Origin of the sequence: Pseudomonas juntendi (assembly GCF_009932375.1) — a bacterium.
Lineage (GTDB): Bacteria > Pseudomonadota > Gammaproteobacteria > Pseudomonadales > Pseudomonadaceae > Aquipseudomonas > Aquipseudomonas juntendi.
In genome coordinates this window covers 14,817-36,703 of sequence record NZ_BLJG01000054.1, presented here as the reverse complement: position 1 = coordinate 36,703, position 21,887 = coordinate 14,817, and the positions used below count along the sequence as shown (strand labels likewise).

The following is a 21,887-nucleotide window of genomic DNA, read 5'->3' as shown; positions in this document are numbered from 1 at the left end:
CTCGATCTCCCAGGCGCTGAACATGCTGCGGCTACCCTTGCCAGAAACCATAGAATCTCCCACAGGGATCGCATCAGGGCTGACAGGTGTTTGTCAGAAGATATGCAGCGCCTGTGGGCCCCGGCCAGTTACCGCTCGCGCAGGGCCTCCTTGGCCCGGTTCAGCGGTTTGATCAGGTAATCGAGGATGGTTTTCTCGCCAGTGCGGATATCCACTGTGGCAATCATCCCCGGGACAATCGCGAAGTGCTTGCCGGCCTTGTTCTTCAGGCTGTCCTGCTCGGTACGGATGAACACGCGGTAGTAGTAGATTTCCGGTTTTACCTCGTCTTGCAAGGTATCCGGCGAAATACCCACCACCTTGCCATCCAGCCCGCCATACACCGAATAGTCATAGGCACTGATCTTGACCTTGGCCGCCTGGTCGGGGTGGATGAAGGCAATGTCGCGCGGGGCGATGCGGGTTTCGATCAGCAGGCGCTCGTCCATCGGCACGATTTTCATCACCTGGCCACCGGGCTGTACCACGCCGCCCAGGGTGTTCACCTCGATGTCCTTGACGATGCCGCGCACCGGCGAACGCAGGGTCAGGCGGGTGAGCGAGTCGCTGCGCCCGCGGATCACCTCTGACAGGCTGTCGGCCTCGGCGCTGGCCTTGGCCAGCTCTTCCCGGGCGCGCACCAGGTAGTCGGACCGGGCCTCGTTGGCTTTGAGTTCAAGCTCCGAACGCTGGCGGTTCAGGCGGATGACCTCGACCCGGCTGGAGGCGCCCATTTTCGCCAGGTTTTCGGTGATCTTCAGCTCGCTGCGCACCAGCCGCAGCGAATCCTCGATGCCGGCCAGGGTCTGCTCCAGGCCACGGCGGCGGGTCTGGTACAGCGCCGTTTCCGCTTCGATCAGCTCGGGCGAGTCGCGCAGGCTGGCCGGGAAGGTCAGCGGCTTGCCGGTCACCTCGGCTTGCAGCCGGGCCTGGCTGGCTTTGGCGGCGCGGTACTTGGCTTCGCTTTCGCCCACGCTGGAGGCGGTCTTGGTCGGGTCCAACTGGGCCAGTACCTGGCCGCGCTCGACCAGGTCGCCTTCGGCCACGTTCATCTGCGCCACGATCCCCCCTTCGAACGACTGGATCACCTGCTCCCGGGAGCTGGGGATGACCTTGCCGGTACCGGTGGAAACCTCGGTCACCTCGAACCAGGCGGCCCAGGCCAGGAACGCGGCCAGCATCAGCGCGCTGAGGGTGATGAGGCGCCCGGCGCGGAATACGGCCTGGTCGTCCTGCCCGTCCAGGTAGGACGCCGGGAGTTCGTGGTTGCTCATGCCTGCGCTCCTTGCAGTTTGGCCAATGCGGCATCGCGGGTGTCATCGATGACGATGCGCCCACCGTCGAGCACCACAATGCGCTCGACCCGTTGCAGCACGCTCAGGCGGTGGGTAGCGATCACCAGCGTGCGGCCCTGGCAGAAGCGCTCCAGGTTATCCAGCAGTTTGCGCTCGGTCATGTCGTCCAGCGATGCCGTAGGTTCATCCAGCAGCAGCACCTGTGGCTGGCGCACCAACAGGCGCGACAGCACCAGTGCCTGGCGCTGGCCGCCAGACAGGCCCAGGCCGCCTTCGAGGATCAGGTGGTCCATACCCTTGGGCAGGCGGCGGACAAAGTCCAGCGCCCCGGTGGCAGCCAGCGCGGCCACCAGTTCCTGGTCGCTGGCCTGGCCGGCACCGAGGGTCAGGTTTTCCCGCAGGGTGCCGTGGAACAGCCGCGCGTACTGCGGCAGCAAGCCTACGTCGCGGCGCAGGTCGGCAGGGTCGAGGTGGGCCAGGGCGATGCCGTCCAGGCTGACCTCGCCCTGTACCAGGTCCATGGCCCCGCCCAACGCCTGCAGCAGGGTGGACTTGCCCGCGCCGTTGCGGCCGAGCACTGCAATGCGTTCGCCCGGCTGAATATCCAGTTGCCCAATGTTGAGCACCGGGGGGGATTCTTCGCTGTAGCGGAAGTTGGCCTGGCGCAGGCGGTATTCACCGCGGATTGCCGGCAGGTGCACGCGCGCTTCGCCTTCGGGGTGGTCGACCGCCGACTGCATCAGTTTGTCCAGGCCTTGCAGGGCGACCTTGGCCTGCTGCCAGCGGGTCAGCACATGGGTCAGCTGGGCCAGCGGCGCCATCATCCGCGACGACAGCATCGACGCTGCCACCAGGCTACCGGTGGTGAGGTCGCCGGCGATCACCATCGGTGCACCGACCACGATGACCACGGCAAACACGGCACCTTGCACGTTCTGGGTCCAGGTCACCAGGCCGTTGGTGAGCGTGCGCAGGCGCAGGTTGGTATGTGCACAGGCTGCGTTGTACTGGTTCCACTGGCGCTCGAAGCGTGCTTCGGCCTGCAGCGCCTTGATTTCGTCCAGGCCCTGGATGCTTTCCACCAGCATGGCGTTGCGCAGCGCCGACTCGCGCATCGAGGCGTTGGCCAGCCGCGCCAGGCGCCGCTGCGCCAGCAGGCCTGGCAGCAGCATGGCCAGCAGCGCCACCAGCGGAATGAACACCAGCACGCCGCCGATCAGCCAGAACACGAACAAGAACAGCAGGAAGAATGGCAGGTCCGCCAACGCCGTGGCAGTACTGGAGGTGATCAAATCGCGGATCGACTCCAGCTCGCGCAGTTGCGAAATGAACGAACCGGTGGACTTCGGCCGCACCGAGTTGCGCAGGCGCAAGGCATGGCCATAGACCAGGTCACTCACCCGCAGGTCGGCGCGCTTGCCGAGCAGGTCGGTGACCTTCAGGCGCAGCAGGCGCATGCTGAAGTCGAACACCAGCGCCAGCACCACGCCGCCGAACAGCACGTACAAGGTGGGCAGTGATTCTGCCGGGATCACACGGTCGTAGACCTGCATCGAAAACAGCACCCCGGCCAGCGCCAGCACGTTGGCCACCAGCGAGGCGACCATCACCTGCCCATAGGGGCGCAGGTCGCGCAGCACGATACGGGCGAACCAGTGGCGGTCGTAGGGGGCGGTGTAGTCATCGGTGCGCACATCGCGCAACGGCCGCGCCGGGCGCAACAGCGCAACCCGGGTGATGCGGCCCTTGAGCGTGGCGCGGGGCAGGCGTGTGGTCAGGCCCTGGTCACCGGCGAACACCACCGCCAGGTCATCTTCTTCGGTGACTGCCTCGACCACGGCCAACTGGCCATCGTCCAGCTCCAGTACCAGCGGTGTACGCCATTGCCGCAGGCCCTTGGCATCGAAGCGCACGAAGCGCAGTGCCAGGCCGGCCTGGCGGGCCATGTGGCGAAGAATTTCGTCCAGCGGCCGGGCATCCTCCACCGCCGCCAGGCGAATACGCTGGGGCGACACGTCCAGGCGGTAGTGGTGCGCCACCTGCAGCATCACCTCCAGCCACGGCCCCAGGTCTGGGCGGGGGGCCGCCTCCGGCGCTGCTGCCGCTGGCTGGGTGGGCAGGGTTACATTGATCGAATCGCTCATGGCTGGATCTCCACACCTTGCAGGTTGCGCCCCTCAAGGCCAAAGGCCGCGCGCAGCGCGCCGGTGTTGTACAGGCAGTCGACATCCAGGCGCAGCAGGTCGGAGCGGGTGCCGGCAAGTTCGAACCGTGACTGGTAGATCTCCTGCTCGGCGTTGAGCAGGTCGAGCAGCGGCCGTGTGCCCAGGTCCAGATACTGGCGGCCATAGAGCATGCGCGCCTCCTGGATGCTGACCTGGCGCGCTTCCAGTGAACTCAGCCGGCGGCCCAGCCCGGAGGTTTGTGCCTGAGCCTCGGCCAGGCCACGCCGTGCCTGCAGGCGCGCGGCATCTTCGGCAGAGTCGGCGGCGCTCAAGGCGTGGCTGGCAGCGCGGCTGCGGGCGCTGATCGCACCGCCTTGGTAGATCGGTACCTCGACGTTGAGGTAGATGCCCGCCTGGGTGCGGTCCATGCGTGAGTTGTCGCGGTTGTAGTCGTTGTCCAGGTAATGGTTGACCTGGGGCTGCAGCGACACGGTCGGGTAGGCCTCGGCCTTGGCCTGGGCCAGCTCTGCCTGGCCTTGCGCACGCTGGGCCAGGGCCATCAGCACGGCCGGCAGGCGATCATCGCCTTGCGCAGGCCGCTTGCAGGCCTGGTTCAACGCCGCAGGCGACTGCTCGGCCAGGGCTGGCGGGGTCACGCGGCCCATCAGCGCGGCCAGGGTGGAGCGCCAGCGCTCGTATTGCGACTGATATTCCTCCAGGGTGGCGCGGGCGCTTTCCACGCGGGATTCGGCCTGTACCACGTCGGAGCGGGTGCTGGCGCCCATGTCGCTGCGCTGGCGAGCCATCCCGGCAATGTCGCCCACCCCGCGGATCTGTTCGCGGGCAATGGCCACCAACTGTTCGTAGCGGCGGGTTTCGATCCAGGCATAGGCGGTGTCACGGGCCAGGTCGTCCACCACCAGCAGGATATTGGCCTGGGCCCGCGCGGCGGCGGCCTGCGCCGCGTTGACGGCGCTGTCGACCTTCCCGAAGTCGTAGAGCATCTGCTTGAGCGACAGGTTGAGGGCCTGGCTGTTGCGATCGCCCCCGTAGCCGGTGTCATAACCGGTGCGGATACCGCCGGAAATCTGCGGGTAGTAACCCGCGCGGGCGACGTTGATGCCTTCGCCCTGTTTGTACAGGTTGCCGATCGCTTCGGCGATGCTGGGGTGCCATTGCGCGGCCTGCAACACCGCCTCGGTCAGGCCCAGGCGCTCGCCACTGGCGACCGGGGCCATGCCGGTGGGTGGCCGCGCAGGCACCGCCGCGGGCGCATCGCGTAGCAGCGATGGCCCGATGTAGCGCAGGTGGGGGTCTATATCATCGGCTGCCTGGGCAACCGGTTGGAGATTCAGGGCCAGGAGCCCGCAGGCTCCAAGCAATAACGGTGACAGCGGACTGCTTCGCTTCACATAGTTCCCTTACTGCTGGTCGTCCATGCCGCCGGGCGTTTGCCCGGCGGGTTTGCCGCGGCCTCAGACGACGTGAATGCCGTTCTGTACCCACAGGTGGTGGCTCGGGTCCTCCTGGGCCGTGTATTGGTTATAGTCGATCCCGTCGGCGGTCTGGTTGCCGACCAGGTTCCAGTTGTCAGTCATGTGCACCGAGTCATGGTTGTCGCCCTTGATGATCAACGTGTCGGTGCCGGTTTCGGTGATGGCCACCACGTCGGCCAGGTTGAGTGTCAGGGCCACCGCGCTGGTGTCGTTGAGGTCGATGGCCTCGATGCCGTGCACGCGGCCGACCAGGTTGCCTAGGTCGATGCTGACATCGCCGCCACCCCATTGCAGGGTGTCGGTACCCGTGCCACCGTCGACGCTGGCGAAGTTCTGGTCGACGATCACCAGGGTGTCGTCACCGGCACCACCTTCAAGCGTGATGTGCCCGCCCTGGCTGCCCACCAGGTGGTCGTTGCCGTCGCTGCCAGCAACCACATCGCTGACAGCGGCGACACTGGCCAGGGCGACTGCCTCTTCACCGCTGTCGGCCAGCAGCGACGTGGTGCTGACCAGGCCAGCGGCGTTGTCCAGGTTGATGGTCAACGTTGCCGTGTCGGTACTGCCGTTGGGGTGGGCCAGCTCGTAGGTGAAGGTATCGTGCTGGCCGACTGCCGCGGCGCTGACCCCCGAGTTGAGGGTGTAGGTGTAGCTGCCATCGGCCTGCACCAGCAAGGTGCCATAGGTGCCCGCCACGCTCACCCCGTTGTAGCCGGGTATGGTGTAGGTGTTGGCTGCGGTCATTACGCTCAGCACGGTCAGTGCCGAACCCAGGGTATCGTCCGCCAGCAGGTTGCCGGTGGCCGCCGTAGCGCCACTGACCACGAACTCGTTCAGGTGCGTGGTGGTGGCATTGACACTGGTGGTGATCGAGCTGGCCAGGCCAATGCCGCCAGCGGTCACCCGCACGTGGTAGGTGCCTGCGCCCTGGTTCTGGAAGGTATACCCAGCGCCCCCGCCCAACAGGCTGATCAACGAGCCACCGCCTACCGATTGCACCAGCACGTACTGGCCCGTGGCCGGGTTGAGCTTGAGCAGTTCAAGGGTGGTGCCGTTGAGCAGGCTCAGCAGGTTGGCGGAATTGAGTACCACTTGCAGGTTAGCCGTGGTATCGGCAGCCACTGTAGTGGTGTAAGTGGCCTGGCGGCTGCCGATCAGCGGCAGGGTCAACGAGCCCAGCGTACTGCTGCTGGTGTCTACCCGGTTGGCCAGGGTGAGGTTGCTGAAGCCTACGTCGTTGACTGCGTCAAGTACCGTGGCTGGCGCCGCGTAGTTACTGTCGCTCCAGACTTCCGTGGCTTGTGGGCTATCGATGCGCACATACAAATTGGCGCTGTCGGACAGACCGTTGGGGTGCACCAGCTGGTAGCTGAACACATCCACTTTGCCGACGCTGGCGGGGCTGCCGTTTGGCGTGTAGGTGTAGCTGCCGTCGCCGCGAATCACCAGCGTGCCGTACAGGCCTTGCACCGTGGTGGCACTGCCGGCCGAGACGTAGCTGCCCCCTTTGAGCACCTGCAGCACCGCGGCGCTGTCCGGGCCCCGCGCATCCACCACGCCATCGGTGCCCACGTCGGTGATGACGTTGCCAGAGGTGGCTGTGCCAGTACCGGTGAACTCGGTCAGGCTGGTGGAGGTGATATCCAGCGAGGTGCTGACATTGGTGATCAGGCCAATGCCGCCGCTGCCCACCGTCAGGCGGTAATCGCCCGCCTGCAGCACCCCGATGTCGACTCGCAGGCCTTGGCCCAACGGCAACAGGATCAGGTCCAGCAAGCCCTGGCTGTTACCGGTGGCCAGCGTGACCCAGGTTCCGCTGGCATTCTTCACCTGCAGGGTGAAGGTGGTGTTGTCCAGCAGGGCCAGTGCACTGCTGGTGGTCAGGGTCAGCGTGGGGTCGGCCGTGGTGCCGGCGGCTACCGTCCAGGTGTAGGTCTTGGTGAACCCCGCCAACAGGGTGGTGAAGCTGTCGGTGTAGGTCCTGCTGGCGGTGACCGCGGCCAGGTCGACCGTCGCCGTGGCGAGGTTATCGCTGGCGATGACCGGGGCGTTGGCATCCACATCCGGTGCAGTGATGCTGGCGTTGCCCGACACGTTGCCGCGTGGGTCGCTCAGTGTCACCGCAAGCACCTGCCCGTTGTCCTGAGGGGGGCTCAGGGTCACGGTAAAGCTGCCATCGGCTTGCACGGTGGCGGTTTGCAGCACAGTGCCGCTGGCGCTGCGCACGGTCACCGTGGCGCCCACTTCACCGGTACCGGTCAGGGTGCTGCCGTCGGCACTGATCGCCAGGTTGGCGGCCGCAGCAGGTGGGGTCAGGTCCGGGGCGGTCAGCGTGGTACCGGTAGACACATTGCCAGCACTGTCGGTGAGGGTGACGCTCAGTGCCTGGTTGTCGATCTGCGCGGCATTCAGGCTGACCACGAACAGGCCGGTGCTGCCCACGGTTGCCGTACCCAGCACGGTCCCGGCACTGTTGCGCACGGTAACCGTGCTGCCAACCTGGCCAGAGCCACTGACCATTGTGCCGTTGGTATTGATGGTGGCCAGCGGCGCCGCCGGCGGGGTGGTGTCCGGGGCGTTGAGGTTGACGCTGCTGGACAGGTTGCCCGCAGCGTCCGCCTGGCGCACCACCAGCAATTGCCCGTCGTTCTGAGGCGTGGTCAAAGTGACGCTGAAGGTGCCGTCGGCTTGCACCACTGCACTGCCCACCGGTCCGTTGGCGCCTTGCACGGTGACGGTGGCGCCAGCTTCACCATTACCGGTCACCACGGTACCTGCGCCGTTGATGGTGACATTGGTCGGTAGCGCAGGCGGTTGCAGGTCGGCAGCGGTGTAGCGGGTGCTGCCGGACGTATTGCCCGCAACGTCGGCCTGGCTCACCGCCAAAACCTGGCCATTGAGCTGCGCGGCGTTGAGGTTGACGGTGTACACGCCACCGCCATTGACCACGGCGCTGCCGAGCACGTTGCCACCGGCATCGCGCACGGTCACCGTGGCACCGGCCTCGCCGGTACCGCTCAGCACCAGGCCGTTGGTCGACAGGCTGGTCACCAGTGGGTCGGCTGGTGCGGTGGTATCGGCTGCCTGCAATAAGGTTGGCTGCGACTCGCCGCCCACCAGGGCCACGGCGGTGACCTGCAGGTACTCGCCGTTGAGTTGCGCCGAGTCGAGCGTCAACGTGAAAGTGCCGTTCAATGTCGCGCCGCCGGTACCGATCACGTTGCCTGCGGCATCGTACACACGGATGCCTACGCCGCTGGGCGCGTTACCCGACAAGGTTAGGCCGTCGCTGCCCAGCGTCACGTTGGTCGGCGGTACTGGCGGAGCCACCAGCGGTGTGACATAGGTCGCCACCGCCGAGGTATTGATGCCGTCGGACTGGGTGATGGCCAGCGTTGCCAGCGAGCCTGCCGCCGGTGTCAGGTTGATCTGGAAGTTGCCCGCGCCGTCTACCGTGCCAGTGCCTATCACGCTGCCGCCCAGGCTGACGGTGACCGTGGCATTGGCCTCGCCCTTGCCGGTGAGCACGTTGAAGGTGTTGTTGATTGCCAGGTTGGTCACCAGGTCAGGTGGCGAGGTGTCGTTGGCCTGGTAGGGCGCAGCAACCGAGACGTTGCCGGCGTCATCGGTAGACACCACGCTGAGCAACTGGCCATTGTTCTGCGCCGGGCTGATGGGCACGGTGAAGCGCCCGTCGGCACCGACCTCCACCTGGCCCACGAGGGTGTTGTCCGGGCCACGCACGGTGATCAGCGTGCCGGCCTCGGCGGTGCCGGTCATCGACGTACCGGCCGGGTTGAGCAGCAAGTCGCTTGGCTGCACCGGTGCGGTCAGGTCGGGGGCGCTCAGCTCCAGGGGGGCCGACGGGTTGCCGGTGGCGTCCTGGGCAATGATGGTCAGCGTTTCGCCGTTGATCTGAGGCTGGCTCAAACCGAGGACGAAGGTGCCATCCAGGTCGACCGTCACCTGGCCCAGCAGGTCACCGTTGTTGTTTATCACCGTGACCCGGGTACCGGCCTCGGCGGTGCCGATCAACTGGGTACCGCTGTCGTTGATGCTGGCAATGACGATGGCCGGCGGCGTTACGTCGACTGCCGTGACGGTACTGATCGGCGACACGTTGTCACTGGCGTCGGTGAGGGTTACCTGCACCTGCTGGCCATTGAGCTGGGCGGTGTCCAGGCCGACGCTGAAGGTGCCGTCGGCAGCGACCGTGGTGGTGCCGATTTGCGTTGTACCCACATAGACGCGCACCGTGGTACCCGCTTCGCCAACCCCGGCCAGCACATCGCCTGCCGCATTGAGCCGCAACTCGGTTGCAGCCGCGGGGGGCGTGAAGTCCGGCGCCTGCACGCTGACGGGCGCGCTGACGTTGCCGGGCGGATCGGCCTGCAGTACCGACAGCACCTGGTTGTCGATCTGGGCAGGCGACAACGCGACGCTGAAGCTGCCGTCGGCCAGCACCGTAGCGGTTCCCAGTACGCTACCGGCGGCGTTGCTCACAATCACGGTGGCGCCGGCCTCACCCAGGCCAGTGACCACACTGCCGTCGGCGTTGATCGCCACCTGGGTGAGCGGGGCAGGTGGGGTGAAGTCCGGGGTCTGCAGGGTCGCTGCTGCCGACACGTTACCGGCGGCGTCGGCCTGGGTGAAGCTGAGCAGCTCGGCATTGCCCAGTGCCGGGTTCAGGGTAATGGTGAAGTGCCCGCTGGCATCGACGATGGCGCTGCCGATCGGGGCGCCGCTCGGGTCGGTCACGGTCACCTCGGCGCCGACTTCGCCGCGGCCGGTCAGGGTGACACCATCGCCGGAAACCGCCAGGTCGCTCGGCGCCGCAGGTGGTGTAGTGTCTGGCGCGGTGATGGTGCTGGCGGCCGACTGGTTGCCGGCCGCATCGGTCAGAAGCACCTGTAGCGGCTGACCGTTGGCTTGCGGCGAGGCGAGCACGACCTGGAAGCTGCCGTCGGCGCGCACTACGGCCGTGCCCAGCACGCTGCCATCGGCAGCCATTACCCACACGCTGGCGCCGGCCTCGCCGCTACCGTTAAGCAGGCTGCCGCCCCCGGCGAATGCCAGGTCTGCGGCGGCATCCGGTGCCACGCGGTCGGGGGCAGTGATGCTCACGCTGTTGGACTCGTTGCCGGCCGCATCGGCCTGGCTGGCGCTGAGCTGTTCGCCGTTGAGTTGGACGCTGCCCAGGGTGGCGCTGAAGTTGCCGCTGGCATCGACCACTGTCGTGCCCAGATCGATACCGCCTTCACCGACCACGGTAACGGTGGCGCCTGGTTCGCCGCGCCCGGTCAGGACCAGGCCGTCGCTGGACAGCACCAGGTTGCTGAGCGGTTGTGGCGCCGTAGTGTCCGGCGCCTGCAAGGTGGCCGGCAGCGACAGACTGCCATCGCTGGCCATTGCGCTCACATGCAGCACTTCGCCATTGGCCTGGGCACTGCCCAGGTTGACGGTGAAGGTGCCGTCGTTGGCGACCGGGCTGCTGCCCAGCACCGCGCCGTTGGGGCCGTAAACAGTGACCGTGCTGCCCGCCGTGGCGGTGCCGGTGACCGATAGACCGTCTGCTGCCAGCACCAGGTTGTCTGGCGTGGCGGGGGCCAGAATGCCCGGCGCAGTCACGTTTTGCTCAGGCGAGGCGTTCTGCGCGGCATCGGTTTGCACAACGCCCAGGCGTTCACCGGTGAGCGCCGCAGGCGACAAGGCCACGCTGAAGCTGCCATCGGCGGCCACGGTTGCGGTACCCAATATGGTCGCGTCCGGGGCGCGTACGGTGACCGTCGCACCAGCTTCGCCCTGGCCGGTAAGGGTCGCGCCATCGGCAGACACCGCCACGTTACTGACCGCCGCGGGCGGCGTGGTATCGGCGGCCGTGTACGGCGCCGCTGGCGATACATTGCCCGCCGCGTCGGTGGCAGTTACCTGCAGGTTCTGGCCATTGGTCTGGGCACTGTTCAGCGTGACCTGGAAAGTGCCGTTGCTGCTGGCCACCACGCTGCCCAGCACGCTGCCGCCGGCATCGCGCACGGTCACGGTGCTGCCGGCTTCGGCGTTGCCGGTCAGTTGCAGCCCCGTCGCCGACAGGGCCAATGCCGTAGGTGCTGCTGGCGGGGTGAAGTCGGGTGCGGTCACTGCCACCGCGCTGGAGGTGTTGTTGCCCGCATCGGTCTGGGTCACGCTCAGTTGCTGGGCGTTGAGCTGGGCAGTGGTCAAGGTCAGGCTGAAGCTGCCGTTGGCCGCGACCAGGCCGGTGCCGATGATGGTGCCGTCAGGCCCGCGCACGGTCACGCTGGCGCCGGCTTCGCCCAGGCCACTGAGGGTCAGGCCGTTGTTGTTCAGCACCACATTGGTCAGCGGTGCAGGCGGGGTCAGGTCTGGAGTGGCCACGGTCACCGCTGGCGAGGTATTGCCGGCGGCGTCTATTTGCGCCACGCCAATGGCCTGACCACTGTTTTGCGGCGTGTCGAACGTCACGGTGAAGCGGCCATCGGCGCCCACCGTAGCGCTACCCAGCACAGTACCGGCGGCATTGCTGACCTGTACCGTAGCGCCCACTTCACCGCTACCGGAAAGCTGCCTGCCGTCGGCACTGAGCAGCGGGTCGACAATGGCGGCAGGTGGCGTGCGATCCGGGGTAGCCAGGCTGGCGGGGCCTGATACGTTGCCTGCGGCATCACTGAGGGTGACCTGCAACGGGCTGCCGTTGACTTGCGCGCTGGGCAGGGTGATCTGGAACTGGCCGCTTTGGTTGACGGTGCCGGTAGCCAGGATGGCGCCACTGGCATCGCGCACAGTGACACTGGCACCGGCTTCGCCCTGGCCGCTGACCACGGTGGCGGCGGTGTTCAGGCTGAGGTCGCTGGCGGCGGCTGGGGCCTGCAGGTCGGGTGCCTGCAGGCTGGCGGCCAGCGACACGTTACCCGCAGCATCGGCCTGGGTGACGATCAGGTTCTGGCCGTTGGCGGCCGCCGGCGACAGAGTGATGCTGTACAGGCCATTGCTGCCGACCACGCCGCTACCCAGCACATTGCCCTGGGCGTCGGTGACCCGCACGTTGGCGCCCACTTCGCCTTGGCCGGTCAGCGTGCTGCCGGTGCGGTCGATGGTGGCGCTCGGGGCTTCGGGTGCAGTGGTATCGTTGGCGACCACGGTGGCCGGTACCGATGGCTGGCCGTCGGTGCCTATCCGTGCGCTGACCTGCAAGGTCTGTGCATTGAGCTGAGCGTTGCTGAAGAACACCCGGAAGACACCATCGCTGCCCACCGTCGCGGTGCCCAGCGTGGTACCGGCGGATGTCACGGTGATCAACGCCCCCACGGTGCCGGTGCCCGTCAGCACGAAGCCGTCGGCGCTGATGGCCAGGTCCGCCGGGGTGGCCACTTCGCTGCCGGTCGGGCCAGTCAGGGTCACACCGTCGGATTCGTTGCCGGCCGGGTCGATGACCACCACGCTGACCTCTTCGCCAGCGGCCAGCGGCGGGTCGACCGGCACCACGAAGGTACCATCCGGCCCTGCGGTGGTGGTGCCACGGTCACTGTTGTCCGGGTTACGGATGACCACGGTGCTGCCCGGCTCTGCAGTGCCGCCGACGCTGCTGCCGTCGGGGCTCACAGTCACGCCGCTGGCAGGTTCCGGGTCGGTGGTGTCGGGTGCGGTAACGGTAACCGGTGCCGAGCTGTTGCCCGCCGGGTCGGTGACGATCACGGTCACGCTTTCGCCGTTGTTCTGCGGGGTTGGCAGTGGCACGTTGAAGCTGCCGTCGGGGTTCACTTCAACCGTGGTTTCCACGCCTGCGCCGTCACGCACCGTCACGGTATCAGCGCCCGGTGCATTGCCGCTGACCGTGCTGCCGTCTTCGCTGACCACCACCCCGGTGGGCAAGGCCGGCGGGGTGAGGTCGGGTGCAGTGATCGGGGTGCTGTCGGAGACATTGCCCGCCACATCGGTCAAGGTCACCTGCAGCGCCTGGCCATCGAGCTGGGCCGGGCTGACCGCGACAATGAAGCTGCCGCCAACCGGCACCACCACGCTGCCCAGCAGGTCGCCGGCGGCGTTGCGTACCTCGACGGTGCTGCCTGCTTCGCCCGTACCCTGAACGGTGTCGCCGCCCGCGCTTATGGTCAGGCCACCCGGTGCTTGCGGTGCGGTGCTGTCGTCGGCAGTGAACGCCACGGATGGCGACGTGTTGCCGCCAGCATCGACCACTACCACCGACACGGTTTCGCCGTTGGTCTGGGCGGGGGCCAGGGGCACGCTGAAGCTGCCGTCCTCTTCCACCTGCGCGGAGCCCAGCAGGTCGCCAGCGCCGTTGCGCACCTGCACGGTACTGCCTGGTTCGGCCTGGCCGGTGAGTGCCGTGCCCGTGCCATTGATGCCTAGGCCTTCAGCGGCTACCGGGGCTTCCAGGTCCGGCGCGGTGACGCTGCCGGCGGTGGAGGTATTGCCGGTCGCGTCCGCCTGGGTGACGGCCAAGGTCTGGCCATTGAGCTGCGGTGGGTCGATGGTCACCTGGAAGCTGCCGTCCGTTTGTACGGTGGCAGTGCCCAGCACGGCGCCGCCGGCGCCGGTCACGGTTACCTGCGCCCCCGGCTCGCCGCTACCGCTCAGGCTGCCACCGTCACCCGCCAGTACCAGGCCGGTGGGTGTGTCGGGGGCCTGGGTATCCGGTGCCGACAGATCGACCGCGGTCGACAGGTTGCCACTGGCGTCGCGCTGCTCGACGGTCAGGGCCTGACCGTTGGTTTGCGGGGTATCGAGGCTGATTTCGAACGCACCACTGGCGCCTACCACGATGCTGCCCAGTACGCTGCCGTCCGGCCCGCGTACGGTCACGGTCGCACCCGGTTCACCGTTGCCGGTGACCGTGACGCCGTCGCCATCGATGGCCGGGTTGGTCACTGCTTGCGGCGGGGTACTGTCTGGTGCGGTGAAGTCCACTGGCCCGGCACTGTTGCCTTGGCTGTCGGTGGCTTCCACGGTCAGGCTTTCGCCATTGCGCTGCGGTGCGTTGAGGGTGACGTCGAAGCGCCCGTCCCCGCCCACGGTGGCGGTCCCCAGCACATTGCCGTCGGCATCGCGCACGGTGACCAGCGAGCCGCTCTGGCCCTGGCCGGTGAGGTGGATGCCGGCGCTGTCGATGGCCAGACCCGACGGTTGCAGCGGGCCATCCAGGTCAGGTGCGATAACGGTGGCGGTCGAGCTGTTGCCAGCGGCGTCACGCAGCACCACGTCCAGCTCCTGGCCATCGGTTTGCGCCGGGTTCAGGACCACGCTGATCACGCCATCGGCGCCAACCTGGGCATTGCCCAGTACATTGCCCTGGGCGTCCACCACCTGCACGCGGGTGCCGGGTTCGCCACGGCCGGTCAATACGCTGCCATCGTTGCTCAGTTGCAACTCGGTGGCCTCGTTGGGCGGGGTGATGTCCGGTGCGCCGATCTGGGTCGGCAGTGAGCTGTTGCCATCCGCGTCGATGGCTACCACATCCAGCAGCTCGCCGTTCGCCTGGGCAGGGCTGAGGGGGATGTTGAAGCTGCCGTCGTTGCCGACTTGCACGCTACCCAGCACACCGCCTTGGGCATCCCGCACTTCCACCAGGCTGCGAGCCGGGGCCGTACCACTGATGGCGCTGCCATCGGCAGCTACCACCAGCCCCGTCGGGCTGTCCGGCACGGCAATGGCCGGTACGGTGACCGTCAGGGCAACCGAAGGGTTGCCGGCGGCATCGGTCTGTTGCAACGCAATGGCGTCGCCTGCGGCCAGTGGGCTGTCGAGGTCGATCAGGAAGGTGCCATTCGCTGCGACCACCCCGGTGCCGATCACGTTGCCATTGCCATCCCGGATTTCTACCGTGGCACCCGCTTCACCGCGGCCGGAAACGACCAGGCTGCCAGCACCCAGCACCACATTGCTGATGATGCCGGGCGGGGTGATGTCCGGGGTTACGTAGCTCAACGGCAGCGAGGTGTTGCCTGCGGCGTCGGTCACCCGCACGCTGACGGTTTCGCCATTGGCCTGCGCCGGGTCGAGGGTGAGGCTGAAACTGCCATCCGCTTCGGCGAGTGTACTGCCGATCACGTTGCCAGCAGCGTCGCGTACCTCTACCCGAGCACCGGCCTCGGCATTGCCGGTCAGGCTGACGCCATCGACCAGCGCCAGGTCGGTGGGTTGCAGTGGCGCCACCTGATCCGGTGCGGTCAGCGGGCTTGGGCTGGACACGTTGCCAGCAGCATCGGTCAAGGTCACTTGCAATGACGAGCCATCCACCACCGGGGTGGGCAGGGTAACGTTGAAACTGCCGTCCTGCTGCACGGTGCCGCTGGCCAGCAGTTGGCCTTGGTCGTTGCGTACCTCTACGGTGGTGCCGGCTTCGCCGCGGCCGGACACGGTGCGGCCGTCATTGCTGATCGCCAGGTTGGTGGCAGGCTCTGGTGGCGTGGTGTCGCCGCCGTTGTCGATGACCGGTGCGGTAAGGGTGCCGGCCTGCGAGGCATTGCCGGCTGCGTCGGTGGCAACCACTTGCAACTGTTCGCCCGCCACCTGGGCAGGGCTAAGGGTGATTTCAAACGCACCACTGGCGCCCACCACCACAGTGCCAAGTACGGTGCTGCCATCGGCCGCCAGCACGCGCACGGTGCTGCCAGGTTCGGCACGGCCGCTGACGGCGGTACCGTCGGCGGTAATGGCCAGTTCGCCAGGCGCCACCGGTGGCGTGATGTCTGGTGCGCTGACCTGTACCGGCAGCGACGAAGTGCCGTTGTTGTCGATGGCTACCACATCCAGCAGTTGGCCATTGGCCTGGGCCGGGTTGAGGACCACGGTGAAGGTGCCTTCAGCGCCGACCACCACGCTACCGATCAGCGCACCCTCGGCATCATGCACTTCCACGCGGCTGCCCACGGGGGCCGAGCCACTGACGCTGGTACCGTTTTCGGCGACCACCAGGTCGCTTGGGCTGAGCGGTACGGTTACCAGCGGCACGTCATAGTCCAGCGCCAGCGAGGCGTTGCCGCTCGGGTCGGTCTGGATCAGGCTCAGGCGTTCACCCGGCAACGCGGCCGGGTCCAGGTCGAGCAGGAAGGTGCCGTTGGCGGTCACCACGCCGCTGCCGATCAGGGTGCCGTTGGCGTCGCGCACCTGCACGGTCGCGCCGGCTTCGCCACGCCCGCTCAAGGCCAGGCCATCGGCGCCGACCACGATATTGCTGACCTGCGCCGGGGCAGTGGTGTCTGGCGCCTGGTACTGCAGTGGCGAGGAAATGTTGCCGGCAGCATCCACCAGGCGAATGTCCAGCACTTCGCCGTTGGCCTGTGCTGGGGTCAGGGTCACGCTGAACGTGCCGTCGTCGTTGACCTGAGCGCTGCCCAGCAGGGTGCCCGCGGCATCGCGCACCTGCACGCTGGCGCCTGGCTCGCCGCTACCGCTGAGGGTGACGCCGTCGACCAGCGCCAGGCCGGTCGGCTGGGCCGGGGCCTGCAGGTCCGGTGTTACCACCGACGCAGGGGCGGAGGCATTGCCGGCGGCGTCGGTCAGCACCACTTGCAAGGTGCTGCCGTCCTTGACTGCAGGTTCCAGGGCCAGGGTGAAGCTGCCATCCGGGTTGACCGTGCCGTTTGCCAGCACGTTGCCTTGGGCGTCGCGCACTTGCACGCTGGCACCGGCTTCACCGCGGCCGCTGAGCTGGGCACCGGCCAGGCCGACAAGCAGGTTGGTGGCGGCTTCCGGTGGCGTGTTGTCGCCACCGTCAATGTCTGGTGCGGTGACCGTGCCGGCCGTAGAAGCATTGCCGGCGGCATCGGTAGCGGTAACTTGCAGCACCTCGCCGTTCAACTGGGCGGGGTCCAGGGTAATGCTGAAGCTGCCGGTGGCACCGACTACCGCGGTGCCAAGCACCGTGGTGCCATCGGCCGCCAGCACGCGTACGGTGCTGCCAACTTCTGCGCGGCCGGTGACCACGCTGCCGTCGGCGCTGATTACCAGCTCGCTGGGGGTGACCGGTGGGGTGATGTCCGGTGCTGAGATCTGGGCTGGCAGGGACGAAGCCCCGCTGCCATCGATGGCCACCACCTCCAGCAGTTCGCCATTGGCCTGGGCCGGGTTGAGAATGACCGTGAAGGTGCCGTCCTGGCCAACCTGCACACTGCCAACCAGCGTTCCGTCGGCGCCGTAGACCTCCACGCGGCTGCCGGCCGGCGCGGCGCCGCTGATGCTGCTGCCATCTTCGGCGACTATCAGGTCGCTCGGGCTGGCAGGGGCAGGGGTGACCGGCACCTCGAACTGCAGCGCTTCGGAGGTATTACCGCTCGGGTCGGTTTGCACCAGGCTCAACTGAGCACCGGGCTGCGCGCCAGGATTCAGGTCGATCAGGAAAACGCCATTGGCAGCGACCACGCCGCTGCCGATCACGGTGCCGTCGGCATTGCGCACTTCAACGGTGGCGCCGGCTTCGCCACGCCCACTCAACGCCAGGCCATCGGCGCCGACCACGATGTCGCCCACAGCCGCCGGTGGCGTGGTGTCGGGTGCGGTGAATGCCAGCGGTATCGAGCTGTTGCCGGCAGCATCGACCAGGCGTACATCCAGGGCTTCGCCATTGGCCTGGGCAGGTGACAAGGACATGCTGAACGCCCCGTCTGCACCGACCACGCCGCTGCCGATCACGGTGCCATCCGCATTGCGCACCTGCACGGTGGCGCCAGGTTCGCCACGGCCAGTGAAGGTGACGCCATCGGCCAGGGCCAGGTCGGTCGGCTGGGCCGGGGCCTGCAGGTCCGGTGCGGTGACCGTGCCAGGTTGCGAAACGTTGCCGGCAGCGTCGGTCAGGGTCACTTGCAGGGCGCTGCCGTCGTTGACGGCTGGGCTCAGGGTGAGGACGAAGCTGCCATCCGGGTTGACCGTGCCGTTGGCCAGCACGTTACCTTGGGCGTCACGCACCTCCACGCGGGTGCCGGGTTCGCCGCGACCGCTCAGCTGGCTGCCGGCCAGGCCGATCACCAGGTCTGTGGGTGCCAGCGGTGCGGTGTTGTCGCCACCGTCAATGTCTGGGGCGGTCACGATGCCGGCCGCAGAAGCGTTGCCGGCATTATCGGTAGCGGTAACTTGCAGCACCTCGCCGTTTACCTGGGCGGGGTCGAGGGTGATGCTGAAGCTGCCGGTGGCACCGACTACCGCGGTGCCAAGCACCGTGGTGCCGTCGGCCGCCAGCACGCGTACGGTGCTGCCGGCTTCGGCGCGGCCGGTGAGCACGCTGCCGTCGGCGCTGATCACCAGCTCGCTGGGGGTGACCGGTGGGGTGATGTCCGGTGCTGAGATCTGGGCTGGCAGGGACGAAGCACCGCTGCCATCGATGGCCACCACGTCCAGCAGTTCGCCATTGGCCTGGGCGGGGTCGAGGGTGACGGTGAAGCTGCCATCGTCGCCTGCAACCCCACTGCCAAGCAGCGTGCCATTGGCATCATGGACCTCCACGCGGGTGCCGGCCGGCGCGGTGCCGCTGATGCTGCTGCCGTCTTCGGCAACCACCAGGTCGCTGGGGCTGGCGGGCGCAGGCGTGGTCGGCACTGCGAACTGCAGGGCCTCGGAGGCATTGCCACTCGGGTCGGTCTGCACCAGGCTCAGTTGCGCGCCGGGCTGCACGGCCGGTTCGAGGTCGATCAGGAAGGTACCGTTAGCGCTGACCACGCCGCTGCCGATCACGGTGCCGTCGGCATCTCGCACTTCAACGGTGGCGCCGGCTTCACCACGCCCACTCAGCGCCAGGCCGTCGGCGCCGACCACGATGTCGCTTACGGCAGCCGGTGGCGTGGTGTCGGGTGCGGTGAATTCCAGCGGTATCGAGCTGTTGCCAGCAGCATCGACCAAGCGCACATCCAGGGCCTCGCCATTGGCCTGGGCAGGTGACAAGGACAGGCTGAACGCCCCGTCCGCACCGACCACGCCGCTGCCGATAAGGGTGCCAGCCGCGTCGCGCACCTGCACGGTGGCGCCGGGCTCGCCGCGGCCATTGAAAGTGACCCCACCAAGCAGGGCCAATTCGGTTGGCGGCGCAGGTGGCTGCAGGTCGGGTGAGGTGACCGAGCCGGGGGGCGACTGGTTGCCGGCAGCATCGGTCAGGGTCACTTGCAGGGCACTGCCGTCGTTCACCGGCGGGTCCAGGGTGATGGTGAAGCTGCCGTCGGCACCTACGCTGCCGGTGGCCAGGATATTCCCGGCCGCATCACGGACTTGCACGCTGGCGCCAGGTTCGCCACGCCCGCTCAGCTGGCTACCGGCCAGCGCTATGGCCAGGTCGGTCGGCGCTGCTGGTGGCGTGGTATCGACCCCATCGAGGTCCGGCGCGGTCACCGCGCTGGTGGCTGAGGTGTTGCCCGCCGCATCGGTGGCGGTGGCTTGCAGCACTTCACCGTCGGTTTGTGGTGGGGCCAGCTCGATGCTGAACACCCCGGTCGGGCCGACCACGGCGCTGCCCAGCTCGGTACCATCGGCAGCCACGATGCGCACGGTGCTGCCGGGTTCGGCGCGGCCGGTGATCACGCTGCCGTCGGCACTGACGGCCAGTTCGGCAGGTGCCGCGGGTGCCGTGATATCGGGCGCGGTGATCTGGGTGGGCACGGAGGACACGCCCTCGGCATCGAGGGCCAGTACGTTCAGCAGTTCGCCGTTGGCCTGGGCAGGGGTGAGCTCGATGCTGAAGCTGCCGTCGGCGTTGGCTACGGCGCTGCCAATCAGCGTGCCGCTGGCATCGCGTACTTCCACTCGGCTGCCGGCAGGGGCGCTGCCCGTGAGGGTAGTGCCATCGGCATCGATGGCCAGCCCGCTGGGGCTGGCCGGGGCAGTGGTGAGCGGTACATCGTACTCGACGGCCACCGAAGCATTGCCGCTGGGGTCCACTTGCAGCAGGGTCAGCTGGTCGCCGGGTTGCACGGCCGGGTCGAGGTCGATCAGGAAGGTGCCGTTGGCCGTGACCACGCCACGACCCAGCAGGTTGCCGTCGGCATCCCGCACTTCCACAGAAGCCCCGGCTTCACCATGGCCACTGAGGCGGGTGCCGCCCGCACCGACCAGGATATCGCTGACGGCATCCGGCGCAGTAATGTCCGGGGCGTTGAATTGCAGGGGCGTCGAGCTGTTGCCGGCGGCGTCGACCAGGCGTACGTCAAGCGCTTCACCGTTGGCCTGGGCAGGGGACAGGCTGAGGCTGAACGTTCCGTCCTGGTTGACCACCGCCGAGCCGAGCAGGTTACCGGCAGCGTCGCGCACCTGTACGGTGGCCCCCGGTTCGCCGCGGCCGGTGAAGGTCACGCCGTCCGCCAGTGCCAGGTCGGTGGGCTGTGCCGGTGGCAGCAGGTCGGGCGACGTCACTGCGCCTGGCTGCGACACGTTGCCGGCAGCGTCGGTAAGGGTGACTTGCAGGGTGCTGCCATCCTTGACGGCCGGGTCCAGGCTAATGGCGAAGGTACCATCCGCGCCGACGGTGCCGGTCGCGATGACCGTGCCTGCGGCATCACGCACCTGCACGGTGCTGCCGGCTTCGCCACGGCCGCTGAGCTGGCTGCCGGCCAGGCCGATGGCCAGGTCGCTGGGTGCTTGCGGTGGGGTGGTGTCGCCGCCGTCGACGCTCGGCGCGGTCACCGAACTGGCGGTAGAGGTGTTGCCAGCTGCGTCGGTGGCCGTGGCTTGCAGTGTTTGGCCATCCACTTGCGCCGGGCTGAGGGTAATGCTGAATACGCCCGTGGCGCCGACCACTGCGGTGCCCAGCTGGCTGCCGTCGGCGGCGAGGATACGTACGGTGCTGCCGGGTTCGGCACGGCCAGTGAGTACCGTACCGTCCTGGCTGACCACCAGTGCGCTCGGTGCAGCCGGGGCGGTGATATCCGGGGCTGTGAACACCAAGGGTGTCGAGCTGTTGCCGGCGGCATCTACCTGGCGTATGTCCAGGGCTTCACCGTTGGCTTGTGCGGGGGAAAGCGTGAGGCTGAAAGTGCCGTCGGCGTTGACCACGCCGCTGCCAATCAGGTTACCGGCAGTATCGCGCACCTGCACGGTGGCACCCGGCTCGCCGCGACCGCTGAGGGTAACGCCATTGGCAAGGGCCAGGTCACTCGGCTGGTCAGGGGCCGTGGTGTCGGGCGTGTCGATATCTGGCGCGTTGATGCTGGCCGGCGGTGAAACATTGCCGGCGGCGTCGCTGGCACTGACCTCCAGGGCCTGACCATCGGTTTGCGCAGGTTGCAGGGTGATGCTGAACTGGCCGTCGGCGCCGGCTACGGCAGTGCCCAGCACTGCGCCGTCGGCCCCGCGTACGGTTACCGTCGAGCCGGCTTCGGCGCGGCCGGTCAGGCGCAGGCCATCGGGCGATACCAACAGGTCGATGGGCGTGGCCGGTGGGGTGGTGTCCGGGTCGGCGCCACCCCCGCCACCGCCACCCCCGCTGCCGGCCGCCGCCGCCGCACCGCCGGCACCGAGCAGGCTGAGCCCGGCAATCGCCCAGGTGGGCATGGCGCTGCCAGCGGTACCCAGGCCTGCAACCAGCTCATCCAGGGAGTTTCCGTCTTCGAAGGTGAAGCCCTCGAATGCCGCCGCATTGTACTGGGCGTGCCACAGGGTGCCGTCCTCGCCAACGAAGACAATGTCGCTGCCGACACCGGCCTGGTCCACTGCGAAGAAATTGCCGATGGTGATTTTTTCCCCGGACTTCAGGGTGAGGACCAAGTCCTGCCCGCGCTGGGTGACGGTGGCCAGCTGATCGGGAGCCACGGGCATCTGCACGACGCCTGGCCCTTTGAGATTGATATTGCCCCAGGCGCTCTGAGTGGCGACTTCAGTTTGCTTATCGGCGACGACGATGTTGTCCATGGATGCTCCCTGCTGGTGTCCGGATCCCCCAG

General features: G+C 67.7%; 4 protein-coding genes. All 4 read right to left on the bottom strand.

Features of this window, described 5'->3' with window-relative positions; translation table 11 throughout:
* Positions 1 to 128: 128 nt before the first annotated feature.
* The 4 genes from GYA94_RS08540 to GYA94_RS08525 all read right to left on the bottom strand — a co-directional run bounded on the left by GYA94_RS08540 (position 129) and on the right by GYA94_RS08525 (position 21,855).
* The gene (locus tag GYA94_RS08540; protein WP_054911426.1) at positions 129 to 1,313 is read right to left on the bottom strand and encodes an HlyD family type I secretion periplasmic adaptor subunit; all 1,185 of its coding nucleotides are present in this window, start codon (positions 1,311 to 1,313) and stop codon (positions 129 to 131) included.
* Positions 1,310 to 3,478 (bottom strand): type I secretion system permease/ATPase, encoded by a 2,169-nt coding sequence (locus GYA94_RS08535; RefSeq protein ID WP_161892127.1) that lies wholly within the window; start codon positions 3,476 to 3,478, stop codon positions 1,310 to 1,312. The genes GYA94_RS08540 and GYA94_RS08535 overlap by 4 nt, the downstream gene beginning before the upstream one ends.
* The gene (locus GYA94_RS08530; RefSeq protein WP_161892126.1) at positions 3,475 to 4,911 is read right to left on the bottom strand and encodes a TolC family outer membrane protein; all 1,437 of its coding nucleotides are present in this window, start codon (positions 4,909 to 4,911) and stop codon (positions 3,475 to 3,477) included. Before GYA94_RS08530 ends, GYA94_RS08535 begins: the two co-directional genes overlap by 4 nt.
* A gap of 63 nt (positions 4,912 to 4,974) precedes the next feature.
* Positions 4,975 to 21,855 carry a BapA/Bap/LapF family large adhesin gene (locus GYA94_RS08525; protein ID WP_161892125.1) on the bottom strand — a complete coding sequence of 5,627 codons (16,881 nt, stop codon included), beginning with the start codon at positions 21,853 to 21,855 and terminating at the stop codon, positions 4,975 to 4,977.
* Positions 21,856 to 21,887 lie beyond the last annotated feature (32 nt).

Excerpts from the sequence above, each read along its gene's own strand:
- GYA94_RS08540 (WP_054911426.1), bottom strand. The coding sequence starts at position 1,313 with ATGAGCAACCACGAACTCCCGGCGTCCTACCTGGACGGGCAGGACGAC.
- GYA94_RS08535 (WP_161892127.1), bottom strand. The coding sequence starts at position 3,478 with ATGAGCGATTCGATCAATGTAACCCTGCCCACCCAGCCAGCGGCAGCA.
- GYA94_RS08525 (WP_161892125.1), bottom strand. The coding sequence starts at position 21,855 with ATGGACAACATCGTCGTCGCCGATAAGCAAACTGAAGTCGCCACTCAG.